This is a genomic window from Polycladomyces zharkentensis (assembly GCF_016938855.1).
GTDB classification, from domain to species: Bacteria; Bacillota; Bacilli; order Thermoactinomycetales; family JIR-001; genus Polycladomyces; species Polycladomyces zharkentensis.
Genome location: NZ_JAFHAP010000007.1, coordinates 55,854 through 68,393, shown reverse-complemented (window position 1 = coordinate 68,393; position 12,540 = coordinate 55,854). Strand labels below are relative to the sequence as shown.

Here is a 12,540-nt window from a genome sequence, read left to right as displayed (position 1 = left end):
CGATGAAAAAACAACCCGCCGGCCCAGTTGCCGGCGGGTCAACCGGCGGGTGGTTACTTGAGTTCCACCTTCGCACCGGCTTCTTCCAGTTGGGATTTGATGTTTTCGGCTTCTTCTTTGGAGACGCCTTCTTTGATCGGGTTCGGCGCACCATCGACCAACGCTTTGGCTTCTTTCAGGCCGAGGCCGGTAATGCTGCGCACCACTTTGATAACGTTGATTTTGGAAGCACCCGCATCCGCCAGAATGACGTCGAATTCGGTTTTTTCGGCAGCAGCATCCGCAGCGGCACCCGGAGCGGCAACAGCCACGGGAGCAGCAGCGGTCACGCCGAATTCTTCCTCGATCGCTTTCACCAATTCATTCAGTTCGAGCACGCTCATGCCTTTGATCGCTTCAATGATTTGCTCTTTGGTCATGCGAAACAACCTCCTTGTATCAGATCAAATGGAATTCGCAAGTGAAAATGGTCCCGGCACATCACGCCGGCAAACGAACTCGGTGCATCAGGCTTCCGCCGCTTCGCCCGCTTCCCCGTTTTTGTCGGCCACCGCTTTGACGGCCAGGGCAAAGTTCCGCATCGGCGCCTGCAACACGCTGAGCAACATGGACAGGAGTCCTTCCCGGGACGGCAGTTCCGCCAGCGCCTTCACTTCATCCAGGCTGACGATGCGGCCTTCCACCACGCCGCCCTTGATTTCCAGCGCTTCGTGGTCTTTGGCGAACTTGTGCAGGATCTTCGCCGGCGCCACCACATCTTCATAGCTGAATGCAATGGCGGTCGGCCCGGTCAGGGATTCGTTCAATTCAGTCAGACCCACTTCTTCGGTCGCGCGGCGGGTCAACGTGTTTTTCAACACCTTGAACTCGACGCCGGCTTCGCGCAACTGCTTCCGCAGCTCGGTCATTTCAGCGACGGTGAGACCGCGGTAATCCGTCAAAATCGTGCTTTTGCTGGTTTTCAGCTTTTCCACGATCTCCGCCACGACTTGTTTCTTCTTTTCGATCGCTTTGGACATCGTCACACCTCCTCGCAGGGATTGCAAACAAAAAAGCCTTCGCAGACACACGAAGGCCGGGAAAATCCTCTATACAATACGAATCGGAATCCCTACCTCGGCAGGATATTAAGCCGGCGGCACCTGCTGTCTACGGTAGAAGCGGGTGTTCAATTGTCAAGCAACCAAACAAACGCTTATAGCATAACCAATGGGTCCGACATTGTCAAGAACGGAACAAGTTCTCAGCGGCCCATAAACCGTGCCGGGTTGATCGAGATGCCCGGTCCCATGGTGGAAGAAACGGTCACACTCTTCATGTATTGCCCTTTTGCCGCAGCCGGTTTGGCTTTGATCAGTGCTTCAGCCAGCGCTTGCAGGTTTTCCGCCAGTTTTTCGACATCAAAGGAAACCTTGCCGATCGGTGCATGGACGTTACCGGCTTTGTCGGCCCGGTATTCGATTTTACCGGCTTTGATTTCCTGAACCGCTTTGGCCACGTCAAAGGTGACGGTTCCCGTTTTCGGGTTGGGCATCAAGCCTTTGGGACCCAGGATGCGGCCCAATTTCCCGACCTGACCCATCATATCCGGGGTGGCCACCACCACGTCGAATTCGAACCAGCCTTGGCTCACTTTGTTGATCAGGTCTTCATCGCCCACATAGTCGGCACCGGCCTGTTCCGCTTCTTTTGCTTTCTCACCTTTGGCGAAAACCAGCACCCGTTTGGTTTTTCCGGTACCGTGCGGCAGAACCACGGCTCCGCGTACTTGTTGGTCCGCGCGTTTGGTGTCGATCCCCAGACGGAACGCCGCTTCCACCGTCTCATCAAATTTGGCCGAAGCCAGCTCTTTTACCAGTTGGAGCGCTTCGGTCGGATCGTATTGCTTTTCCCGGTCCACTTTCTTGATCGCTTCGAGATACTTTTTCCCATGCTTAGCCACGGTTGCTTCCTCCTTTCGTGGTCATAACGGATAATCCTCCCACTTGCAGCCATCACCCGTGGCGGCGACAACTGCGACAGATCCTCTATCCGATCAGTCTACGATTTCGATTCCCATGCTGCGGGCGGTACCTTCCACCATGCGCATCGCCGCTTCCACCGAAGCCGCATTCAGATCGGGCATTTTCAGCTCGGCGATTTCACGCACTTTGTCCCGCGTCACTTTGGCCACTTTCTTTTTGTTCGGCTCACCGGAACCGGACTCGATGCCGGCCGCTTTTTTGAGCAACACGGCCGCCGGCGGGGTTTTGGTGATGAAGGTGAACGAACGGTCTTCGTACACCGTGATCTCAACAGGAATGATCAGCCCCGCTTGGTCCGCGGTACGAGCGTTGAACTCTTTGCAAAATCCCATGATATTGACCCCGGCTTGACCCAGCGCAGGACCGACCGGCGGCGCCGGATTGGCTTTACCAGCGGGGATTTGCAGCTTGACCACTTTGATGACTTTTTTGGCCACGCCAACCAACCTCCTTACAAAAATGTGGTTCTTTCGGGTCGCACCCTCCCACGGAAAAAAGGTTCGCCCATCCACGGACGACCCCCGAACCCCCGAAGGGGATCAAAACATATTCACTTTAACACAAACAGGCACCCGAGGGGAAGATGTGATCGCTTCAAATTTTCTCCACTTGGGCAAAGTCCAGCTCCACCGGAGTTTCACGCCCGAACATGTTGACGAGCACCTTCAGCTTGCCCCGGCTCGCATCCACCTCTTCGATGGTTCCGACAAAGTTCGCGAACGGACCTTCCTTCACTTTCACATTGTCATGGACGGCAAAGTCCAATTTGGGACGCGCTTCTTCCATCCCCATCTGACGCAGAATCGCATGCACTTCTTCCGGCATAAGGGGAGTGGGCTTGGAACCGGCTCCGGATGATCCGACGAACCCCGTGACTCCCGGCGTGTTGCGCACGACATACCAAGAGTCGTCCGTCATGATCATCTCCACAAGGACATATCCCGGAAAAACCTTGCGCTGGACGGTTTTCTTCTTGCCGTCCTTATGCTCGATCTCTTCTTCGGTCGGAACGAGGACACGGAAAATCTTGTCCTCCATATCCATCGAGCGCACGCGTTTCTCCAGGTTGGTTTTCACTTTGTTTTCGTAGCCGGAATAAGTGTGAACCACATACCAATTCTTCTCCATGATTCAGGGCCGAATCGCACCCTGTCCCCCCTTATGGCGTAATTTCGTCGACGCCGTCTCACCTTGTGAGCAATTTCAGCAGTTGACCAATCCCAAAGTCCACGGCCGCGAAAAAGAGGGTGAGAATCGTCACCGTCACGATGACGACCGTCGTGTAGCTGATCAGCTCTTGCCGGTTGGGCCAGCGCACTTTTTTCAGCTCGGCGATCCCGCTCCGGAAAAACTGGGCGGTGCCGGATATGCTCTTGGAAATCCCGGAGCCGAGGCGACCTAGCAAACCCATGAGCGTCCCCCCAAATGTTTAAGCGATCAATCGTTATTTTGTCTCACGATGCACCTTGTGAGCGTTGCAGCGGGGGCAGTGTTTCCGGAACTCAAGACGATCCGGGTGTTTCCGCTTGTTTTTGCTGGTGGTGTAGTTACGTTCCCCGCACTCGGTGCAAGCCAATGTGATGATGACCCGCATGTGACACACCTCCTTGCTTATGCCGACGGCCAAAGCGGCCATAATGTACCGGAATATAACATACCCTATCCACTTTAGCACAAGGCCTGGCGGGTGTCAAACGGGTCCTGCTTGTTTCTCTCATTATAGACAAAATAAGTGAAAGCCAAAACCGGCGCCGGCTGCACCACACCTTCCAGTTCCATCCGATCACTTGCACCCGAACCGAAAACAGGGGCGCGGACAAAGCACGCTTTTACGGGTATGGTTCGTGATGCAATCCCTGCGATTACCGGTATCCGCATGTCGGGATCAGGTCTTCGTTCTGCAGGGGAACGTTGTCGCCCGACGGGTGGCAACCTGTATCCCTGCCCGTGATTTGCTCTAACGGCCAAAGCACCCCGGAGGGCCCCTTTTTGTTCGGCGAAGGCTTCCCCTTCATGACGCGTGGCAACCCACATCCATCCACAACGGCTTCGCCAAGCCCGGATAAAAAAAGCCCCCGTGCATGTCGACGGGGTTTTACAATTTTTTTACACAGTCAAGAGGATTTTGGGGGTTCCTGTCGAATAACTACCACATGGAATCGCACTTCCCGCAAGGGGGGGCGGGAAGTGTCGGTCCAAACATTACAGGGTCACTTCGCGCACTTCCAGGTAACGTTCCAGTTTGCGTTTGACGCGTTGCAAGGCATTGTCGATTGACTTGACGTGTCGATTCAGGTCGACCGCGATTTCCTGATACGAGCGGCCGTCCAGGTAGAGCATCAGTACCTGCCGTTCCAATTCGCTCAGGATTTGTGACATTTTATCCTCTATGTCATCGTATTCTTCTTGATTGATGTACAACTCCTCCGGATCGGACACCCGGCCGCCGGTCAGGATATCCATGAGCGTTCTGTCCGAATCCTCGTCATAAATGGGCTTGTCCAACGACACATAAGAGTTCAGCGGAATGTGTTTCTGGCGCGTTGCCGTCTTGATGGCCGTGATAATCTGCCGCGTGATGCACAGCTCCGCAAACGCCTTGAACGAGGCGAGCTTGTCCCCGCGAAAGTCGCGAATCGCTTTGTAAAGGCCAATCATTCCTTCCTGTACGATGTCCTCATGATCGGCGCCGATCAAAAAGTACGAGCGCGCCTTGGCACGGACGAAATTTTTATACTTATGGATCAAATACTCCAGCGCCCCACTGTCCCCCATCCGCACACCGTCCACCAGCTGTTCATCGGTCATCGTTTCATAGTTCGCCGCGTCCCGTACACTGGTTTGAAGGTTTGCGCTCACTCTCATCCCTCCGACCACGTTTGCTGGAAAGCCCAGGGTAAACTTATTATATCTGACTTGCAACAAAAACGTCAAATTTTCCCCTATTTTTTCCTTCTCCAACCTTCTAATTTGCGCCATATTTCCGCCTTTAGCCCCTGACCCAGCGTGGGTCTTTTGGGTGGGTGCCGTTCGTGCATTTCCCTGGTCGCCTCCCTCTTGGCACTTGTCATCTCGCGCAGCAGTTCACGTGCGCTGATTCGATACGCCCCTTGTCCGAAGATCAGGCGTTGTTCCAGGTAGTCGGACGTGGCCACATAGATTCGCCGATCTTCCCCGCTCAATTTGCGCACCAGTTTTTCGATGCATTCATCCGCCGTCTCATGTTGTTTGGTGTAATGAATGGTGATTTTCTGCTCCAACAGCTTGGCACCGGCTCCCGGAACCCGATGCGCATCAAAAACCAGGACGACTTTTCTCCCCGACAGCGCCTGATATTCGGACAACGCACGTACAAGCTTGTCCCGCGCCTCTTCCAGGGACTCACCCCATTCCACGTCGGGCTGGGCGCCGATCACATTGTAACCGTCAACTATCAGCCACTCTTCCATGTTGTTCCCCCGCTATCGGCGCCGTGTGCGAAATACCTCGTACATCATCAAACCGGCGGCGACCGACGCATTGAGAGAGGCCACCCGTCCGGCCATCGGCAACTGCACCAGGTAATCGCATTTCTCTTTCATCAGCCGGCTGATCCCTTGTCCCTCATTCCCTATAACGAGCGCGACGGGAACAGTGTAGTCAATCTCGTCGAAAGAATGCGCCGCCGAGGCGTCCGCACCCACAATCCACAAACCTGCTTCCTTCAGCTCCTCCACCGTCCGGTTCAGATTGGTGACGCGGGCCACCGGCACATACTCGATCGCACCCGCAGAGGTCTTGGCCACCACCCTCGTAAGCCCGACCGCCCGCCGTTTGGGGATGATCACCCCATGGACGCCGGCCGCATCCGCCGTGCGCAAAATGGAGCCCAGATTGTGGGGATCTTCGATGCCGTCCAACAACACGAAAAACGGGGGTTCATTGCGGGATTGCGCCCGTTCGAACAACTCGTCCACCGATGCGTAACGATAAGCGGATACCAAGGCAAGCACCCCTTGATGATGGCCGCCGTCCGCCAATTGATCCAAACGGTTACGAGGCGCATGCTGAACGGGAATTCCCCGTTCCTTCGCCATGTGGATCAGGGATTGGACACCCTTGCCTGCTCCTTCGGCGATCAACACTTTTTCCATTTCCCTGCCCGCTTTCAGTGCTTCCTGGACGGATTGCCTCCCCATGATCCATTCTGTCTTCATCGTTCTCGCCTTCTTCCGTGTTTGAAAAGAATTGACCGAGGTGAACCGTTTTCCCTCGTTCAAGAGAAAACGGTCACCGGTTCTTGGTTCGTCGAATGACTATATGAATGGCCAAATCGGGAGCTGTGTCTCTCAGGCCTTCACTTGCCTGAGACGTTGCAGCTTGATGGAATTACCAGACATGATCCAGGGCGTGTCTGGTACATCCGTGAGAGAGAAATGCTTTCCCGGGTGAGCGAAGACTTCAGCCTGACCGAGCGAAGCCACGGAAAGCGCAGGAATGACGCCAACCGTTCCGGCGCTCTCCGTCAGCAGATCCACCAGGATGTAGTCGTAGTACAGTCGAGCCGCCTGCAGGACACGCTCCACATGCTCCTCGGCGATCTGCTCCGCTATCTCCGCATCAGCCGGGCGCCCGCTTCCTGCGCTCCAAGCCGGAGTGGCCATGCCCTGCTTTCTTGCAAGGCGCAGATGGAGCAAACCGAGGAAAGCATTTGGACAGTATTCACCAGTTGTGACTAGTCGGATGAACCATCCACATCCGAACGGGGAATCTGAAACATCCGCTCCATCATCTCGGTCAACCGACCAATCTGTCCGGTGAGATACCAATAACCGACCAACGCCTCCAGTCCGGTACTCGCACGGTACTGCGATACGGACGCCCGTCTGGGCACCCGTCCGCTTTTCACATTGCGGCCCCTGCGCCATACGGCCAACTCCTCTTCGGTCAGCATCGGTTCCCAATCGCGAAACGCCGCCGCTTGTGCCCCGGCCGAAACATACCGTACTGCCGCTTGCTGCAGTTCCTGGGGCTTGACGATGCCTTCAGTCAGCAAATGATAACGGACATACAATTCATAGACAGCATCGCCCACATAAGCGAGTACCAACGGATTGAGCTGTTCGGGGGAACGGGGGAGCGGACGCCGGGTCATCCCAACCCACGGGCCGCTCATTTTCTCCGCCACCGAACACCCTGTGGTGTGTCTTCCAACAAGATTCCCATCGCGGCCAGCTTGTCACGAATCGCGTCAGCCCGCGCGAAATCGCGACGTTTTCTCGCCTGTTGGCGTTCTTCGATCAGGGCTTCGATTTCCCGATCCAGGGTGTCTTCCCCCTCCAGCTCGATCAAGCCCAAAATCTCTCCCCCGAACGTGGTCATCCAATCCGTCAATGCTTCCAATGTTCCCCTCGTCACAACCGGTTGGGCCACCGTCTCGTTCACCAGTTTGACCGCTTCAAACAGCACGCTTAGCGCGTTGGCGGTGTTCATGTCATCGTCCATGGCCGCCTCAAATTGTGCGGACAAGGCTTTCAGCTGTTTCTCCACCTTCGGATCGGCGGACCCCTCCGTTGCCGCGGTCATCCGGTGCCGCAGGTTGAACCAGGCGTTGTCGATCCGTTCCAACCCGTTTTTCAGCTGATCCATCACTTCTTCGCTGAACTGAATCGGGTTGCGGTAATGTGCCGAGATCAGGAAATAGCGGATCACCCGCGCCGGATACCGTTTCCGCAAATCATGAACGGTGACGATGTTTCCGAGCGACTTGGACATTTTTTCGCCGCCCATGTTGACAAATTCATTGTGCAGCCAATATCGGGCAAACGGTTTTCCCGTCAGTGCCTCGCTCTGCGCGATCTCGTTTTCGTGATGGGGGAAACACAAGTCCTTGCCGCCGGCGTGGATATCGAGCGTCTCACCCAAATATTTGCGGGACATGACCGAGCACTCGATATGCCATCCGGGCCGTCCTTCCCCCCATGGGCTGTCCCATTTGATCTCACCCGGTTTGGCCTTTTTCCACAGGGCAAAATCAAGCGGGTGTTCCTTGCGCTCGTTCACCTCGATCCGGGCGCCCGCTTTCAGTTCGGCGATCGCCTGATGGGACAATTTTCCGTAGTCATCCTTCTTCAGCGCACGGTAGTACACATCCCCGTCCCGTTCATAGGCCCAGCCCTTGTCGATCAATTCGCGAATGGCCTCAATCATGTCCGGGATGTGTTCTGTCGCCCGCGGATGCACATCCGCCCGGCGAACACCCAACGCATCCATATCTTCGAAATAGGCCCGGATGTAGCGTTCGGCAACCTCCGGTACGGTCGTTCCTTCTTCATTGGCCGTGCGGATCAACTTATCGTCAACATCGGTGAAGTTTTGCACGTATTTCACTTCATAACCCTTGTATTGCAGGTACCGCCGCACCACGTCGAAAAAAACAAACACCCGGGCGTTGCCGATGTGAATGTAGTTGTAAACGGTCGGTCCGCAAACGTACATGTTCACTTTGCCGGGATGGACCGTCTCCAACGATTCTTTTTTTCTAGTCAGCGTGTTGTATAGTTGCACCGACATCGCGTTGATCTCCTCCTTCAGCTTCCCGCTCCTTTTTCAAGGCGTCCACTTCTTGTCGCAGACGGCGAATTTCCTCCTGCATCGAGCGAATCATGTCCGCGACCGGATCGGGCAAATTGACGTGATCCAAATCGTTCGGAACCCGCTTGCCGTTTTGGACGACGACACGTCCGGGGACGCCAACGACGGTGGAATGGGGCGGCACTTCCCGCAACACGACTGAGCCCGCTCCGATTTTGGAGCAGCGTCCGATCCGCATGGAACCCAATACTTTGGCTCCGGATGCGATCAATACGTGATCCTCGATGGTGGGATGCCGTTTCCCCTTTTCCTTGCCGGTCCCTCCCAATGTGACCCCTTGATAGATGGTGACGTAATCGCCGATTTCGCACGTTTCCCCGATCACGACGCCCATGCCGTGATCAATGAACAATCCTTTGCCGATTTTGGCGCCGGGATGGATTTCGATGCCTGTCAGAAACCGGTTGAACTGCGAAATGATTCTTGCCAACAAAAACCATTTCCGCTTATAGAGTGCATGCGCGATCCGATGCATCCAAATCGCATGCAAACCGGAGTAGGTCAACACAACCTCCAGCGTGCTGCGCGCAGCCGGATCCCTGTCAAACACGGCTTGGATATCCGCCCGAATGACTTCCCGCATCTCTTTCCAACGTTGAATCCAAGACATCTGTTCCACCCCCCAATAAAAAAGTCCCCGCAGCCTGCGCTGCAGAGACGGTTGATTTCCGCGGTTCCACTCTGCTTGGACGAATCCCGGCCGGGACCCATCCCCCTCTCGTCCGTTAACGGTGGAAAGCCGGTCGCGCCTACTTCCCTTCAATCGGGTTTCGGGCGACAGCTCACGGGGGCATTTCCCGCGCACCGTTCGCAGGACGCTTCCAGCCTCGGCGTCCCTCTCTGGAGCGAACCGGAATCGCGGTACTCTCCCGTTCATCGCTTTTGATCATTTTCCCGGATGGAACCCTTTTCACGACCTTAGGTTGAAGGTCGGCTGTTTTGTTTTAGTTTAACACAGAGTGGTTCCAACTGACGAGTGAAAGAAGCCTGTGAAACCAAGCGTATCTGACCTAGCGCGCATCACGTTTCCTGATCGTACAGCCTGCGTCCTGCGAGCAAACAGGGCATGGCCGTTTTGAACCGGGAGCGCGGCACGGATAAAATACGCTTCGTTCAGAGAAAATGCCCGTGATTGATGCCTGCGCTTTCCCGGTTCTGCACCCGGTCGGGTTGGATCTTCACTCATTATCATATCCAATTTTCCATGAAGTGTTGCAGACGGGTGCGAACCGTTTCAGGGCCGAGCAGCGACAAGGTTTCGCGCAAATCCGGGCCGTGCACTTCTCCCGTCACCGCGGCACGAATCGGCATGAACAACTGTTTCCCTTTATAGCCCGTCTCTTTTTGCACTTGTTTCAACATCGCCTTGATGTCATCCGGCGTGAGCGTGTCCACATCCCCCAACTGTTTCAGGAACGCTTCAACCACTTCCGGAACGTGTTCCTGGGTGAGCACTTCTTTGGCCTCATCGGAATACGTCACTTCGGAGCGGAAGAACATCTCCGACAACTCCACGATTTGCGCCACGTAGTCCAATTGCTCCTGATACAATCCGACCAACCGCGTCACCCACGTCCGTTTTTCCTCGTCGATCGGCAAGGTGATGCGACCGGCTTTTTCCAGGTGCGGCAGGGCCAGTTCCGTGATGCGTTCAACCGGCGCCTGTTTGATGTAATGGTTGTTCATCCACTTCAGTTTGCCGGTGTCAAACACGGCCGGCGCCTTGGAGACACGATCCAGGGAAAAGCGATCAATCAGCTCTTCCTTGCTGAAAATCTCTTCTTCCCCTTCCGGAGCCCAACCGAGCAAAACGATAAAGTTGATCAGCGCTTCCGGCAAATAGCCCAACTCGCGATACTGGTCGATAAACTGAATGATCGACTCGTCCCGCTTGCTCATCTTTTTGCCTTCCGGATTGAGAATCAGCGACACGTGAGCGAATTTCGGAGGTGTGAAGCCCAGCGCCTCATACAGCAAAATTTGCCGCGGCGTGTTGGACAAGTGCTCCTCCCCCCGGACCACATGAGTGATCTCCATCAACGCGTCATCCACGGTCACGGCGAAGTTGTAGGTGGGCCGTCCGTCAGGGCGCACCAGGATAAAATCTCCGATCCCGTCCGATTCAAATTGCACCCGGCCGCGCACTTCATCTTCCACGGTGATCGTGCGCCCTTCGGGTACGCGGAAACGAATGCTGGGCTTGCGCCCTTCCGCTTCCAGCTTGGCTCTCTCTTCCGGCGTGAGATGACGGCACCGTCCGGAGTATTTGGGTGCGACACCGCGGGCAAGCTGGGCTTCCCGCTCCCGCTCAAGCTCCTCCGGCGTGCAGTAACAGGGATAAGCGTGCCCTTCTTCCAAAAGCTTGTCCAGATAACGTTTGTAGATGTCCAACCGTTCCATCGATCGGTACGGGCCGTAAGGGCCTCCCACATCGACGCTCTCATCCCAGTCAATGCCGAGCCATTTCAATCCCGCCAACTGTTTTTGCTCAGCGTCGGCCACGTTCCGTTCCACATCGGTGTCCTCGATGCGAACGACAAAGGAACCACCGTGTTTTTTCGCGTACAAATAACTGAACAGTGCCGTTCGCGCCCCGCCGATGTGCAAATGGCCCGTCGGGCTGGGTGCGTAGCGCGTGCGTACCGTTTTTGCCATCTCGATCCACTCCCTCCTGCTCTCCTGTCCCGTTCAACCTTGTTGCGCAATCAGACAGACAACCGCCATCGCCGCGATGCCTTCCCCCCGACCGGTGAACCCGAGCCGTTCGGTAGTGGTCGCTTTGATGTTCACCCGATCCGCGTCCGCCTCCAACAGTGTCGCCACCCGTTCGCGCATGGCCGGGATATGTGGTGCCATTTTCGGCGCTTGAGCAATGATCGTGGCATCCACGTTACCGAGTGCATATCCTCTTTCCTTGGCCAGCTTCCACACGTCGCGGAGCAGCACCGCACTGTCCGCATCCTTGAAAGCCGGGTCCGTGTCCGGGAAATGCTTGCCGATATCTCCCTCGCCGAGCGCACCCAGCACCGCATCGGTGATGGCGTGCAACAGCACGTCGGCGTCGGAATGGCCCAACAATCCCAACGGATGCGGAATCCGCACGCCTCCGATGATCAACGGACGCCCTTCGACCAATTGATGCACATCAAAACCTTGTCCGATACGAATCATCTTTCCGTACCCCTCATTTTCCAGATCGCTTCCGCAATCGCCAGATCTTCGGGCGTGGTCAACTTGATGTTCTGGTAATCCCCCATCACCACCCGGACGTCGATCCCCAATTCCTCCACCAGCATCGCATCGTCCGTTCCTGTCATCCCCTGTTCCAACGCCCGCTGATGGGCTTGTACCAACAGAGCACGACGAAAAGCTTGTGGTGTCTGCACCGCCCACAACGATTGGCGATCGGGTGTCCGTTCCACGATGCCGGCGGTGTCCACCTGTTTGATCGTATCCTTGACCGGCACGGCCAAAATGGCCGCTCCGTGCAGGCGAACCACTTTCAAGAGCTCCGTGATGTGCCCGTGAGTGACAAATGGACGCGCGGCATCGTGTACCAGCACCCATTCGGATTGCAAATGCTCCAGTCCTGATCGTACGCTATCCTGCCGTTCTTGTCCACCGATTGCAATCGCACTGATTTTTTCCAAGCCGTACTGTGCGACCATCTCCTCGACGCGCGACACTTCTTCGGCACCGGCCACCACGACGATCTCATCCACTTCCGGATGGGTTTCAAAGACCATCAACGTATGAATGAGTACGGGCTTGTCCCCCAACGGGAGGAACTGTTTGCTCTCTTTGGTCCCCATCCGCTTTCCCCGTCCGGCGGCCGGGATGATGACGCCTACACTCAAACCGAAAATCCCCCTTCAGACACAGC

At 55.8% G+C, this 12,540-nt stretch carries 17 protein-coding genes and 2 other annotated features; all 17 genes read right to left on the bottom strand.

The window, feature by feature from the left end; all coding sequences use genetic code 11:
• Positions 1 to 53: 53 nt before the first annotated feature.
• Entirely contained in the window at positions 54 to 419 is a 366-nt protein-coding gene (gene rplL, locus JQC72_RS06970; protein ID WP_205494112.1) for a 50S ribosomal protein L7/L12, read from the bottom strand.
• A gap of 87 nt (positions 420 to 506) precedes the next feature.
• Positions 507 to 1,019: a 50S ribosomal protein L10 gene (gene rplJ / locus JQC72_RS06965; protein WP_205494110.1), complete on the bottom strand. Its 513-nt coding sequence runs from the start codon at positions 1,017 to 1,019 to the stop codon at positions 507 to 509.
• Positions 1,020 to 1,039: 20 nt separating this feature from the next.
• Positions 1,040 to 1,173: a sequence feature (ribosomal protein L10 leader region), on the bottom strand.
• Positions 1,174 to 1,243: 70 nt separating this feature from the next.
• Entirely contained in the window at positions 1,244 to 1,942 is a 699-nt protein-coding gene (rplA, locus tag JQC72_RS06960) for a 50S ribosomal protein L1 (RefSeq protein ID WP_205494108.1), read from the bottom strand.
• A gap of 93 nt (positions 1,943 to 2,035) precedes the next feature.
• Positions 2,036 to 2,461: a 50S ribosomal protein L11 gene (rplK, locus tag JQC72_RS06955; protein ID WP_205494106.1), complete on the bottom strand. Its 426-nt coding sequence runs from the start codon at positions 2,459 to 2,461 to the stop codon at positions 2,036 to 2,038.
• A 157-nt stretch (positions 2,462 to 2,618) separates the two neighbouring features.
• A complete protein-coding gene (gene nusG / locus JQC72_RS06950; protein WP_205494103.1) occupies positions 2,619 to 3,152 on the bottom strand; it encodes a transcription termination/antitermination protein NusG in 534 nt (177 codons plus the stop codon).
• Between the two features lie 58 nt (positions 3,153 to 3,210).
• On the bottom strand, positions 3,211 to 3,435 hold the full coding sequence (gene secE, locus JQC72_RS06945; protein WP_205494101.1) for a preprotein translocase subunit SecE: 225 nt from the start codon (positions 3,433 to 3,435) through the stop codon (positions 3,211 to 3,213).
• A gap of 33 nt (positions 3,436 to 3,468) precedes the next feature.
• Positions 3,469 to 3,618: a 50S ribosomal protein L33 gene (gene rpmG / locus JQC72_RS06940; RefSeq protein ID WP_205494100.1), complete on the bottom strand. Its 150-nt coding sequence runs from the start codon at positions 3,616 to 3,618 to the stop codon at positions 3,469 to 3,471.
• A gap of 608 nt (positions 3,619 to 4,226) precedes the next feature.
• On the bottom strand, positions 4,227 to 4,889 hold the full coding sequence (sigH, locus tag JQC72_RS06935) for an RNA polymerase sporulation sigma factor SigH (protein WP_205494098.1): 663 nt from the start codon (positions 4,887 to 4,889) through the stop codon (positions 4,227 to 4,229).
• 77 nt (positions 4,890 to 4,966) lie between these two features.
• The gene (locus tag JQC72_RS06930) at positions 4,967 to 5,473 is read right to left on the bottom strand and encodes an NYN domain-containing protein (RefSeq protein WP_205494096.1); all 507 of its coding nucleotides are present in this window, start codon (positions 5,471 to 5,473) and stop codon (positions 4,967 to 4,969) included.
• 12 nt (positions 5,474 to 5,485) lie between these two features.
• Positions 5,486 to 6,220: a 23S rRNA (guanosine(2251)-2'-O)-methyltransferase RlmB gene (gene rlmB / locus JQC72_RS06925; RefSeq protein WP_205494094.1), complete on the bottom strand. Its 735-nt coding sequence runs from the start codon at positions 6,218 to 6,220 to the stop codon at positions 5,486 to 5,488.
• Between the two features lie 132 nt (positions 6,221 to 6,352).
• Positions 6,353 to 6,667 (bottom strand): P-loop NTPase family protein, encoded by a 315-nt coding sequence (locus JQC72_RS06920; protein WP_205494092.1) that lies wholly within the window; start codon positions 6,665 to 6,667, stop codon positions 6,353 to 6,355.
• A 71-nt stretch (positions 6,668 to 6,738) separates the two neighbouring features.
• Entirely contained in the window at positions 6,739 to 7,179 is a 441-nt protein-coding gene (locus tag JQC72_RS06915) for a Mini-ribonuclease 3 (RefSeq protein ID WP_302104583.1), read from the bottom strand.
• Positions 7,176 to 8,576 (bottom strand): cysteine--tRNA ligase, encoded by a 1,401-nt coding sequence (cysS, locus tag JQC72_RS06910; RefSeq protein ID WP_205494090.1) that lies wholly within the window; start codon positions 8,574 to 8,576, stop codon positions 7,176 to 7,178. Before cysS ends, JQC72_RS06915 begins: the two co-directional genes overlap by 4 nt.
• Positions 8,545 to 9,267: a serine O-acetyltransferase gene (gene cysE / locus JQC72_RS06905; protein ID WP_205494089.1), complete on the bottom strand. Its 723-nt coding sequence runs from the start codon at positions 9,265 to 9,267 to the stop codon at positions 8,545 to 8,547. Before cysE ends, cysS begins: the two co-directional genes overlap by 32 nt.
• A gap of 40 nt (positions 9,268 to 9,307) precedes the next feature.
• Positions 9,308 to 9,543, bottom strand: a binding site (T-box leader).
• Between the two features lie 302 nt (positions 9,544 to 9,845).
• Entirely contained in the window at positions 9,846 to 11,312 is a 1,467-nt protein-coding gene (gltX, locus tag JQC72_RS06900) for a glutamate--tRNA ligase (protein ID WP_205494088.1), read from the bottom strand.
• A gap of 33 nt (positions 11,313 to 11,345) precedes the next feature.
• Positions 11,346 to 11,828 (bottom strand): 2-C-methyl-D-erythritol 2,4-cyclodiphosphate synthase, encoded by a 483-nt coding sequence (ispF, locus tag JQC72_RS06895; protein ID WP_205494087.1) that lies wholly within the window; start codon positions 11,826 to 11,828, stop codon positions 11,346 to 11,348.
• Positions 11,825 to 12,514, bottom strand: a complete 690-nt coding sequence (ispD, locus tag JQC72_RS06890; RefSeq protein ID WP_302104582.1) for a 2-C-methyl-D-erythritol 4-phosphate cytidylyltransferase — start codon at positions 12,512 to 12,514, stop codon at positions 11,825 to 11,827. The genes ispF and ispD overlap by 4 nt, the downstream gene beginning before the upstream one ends.
• Positions 12,515 to 12,540: the final 26 nt, after the last annotated feature.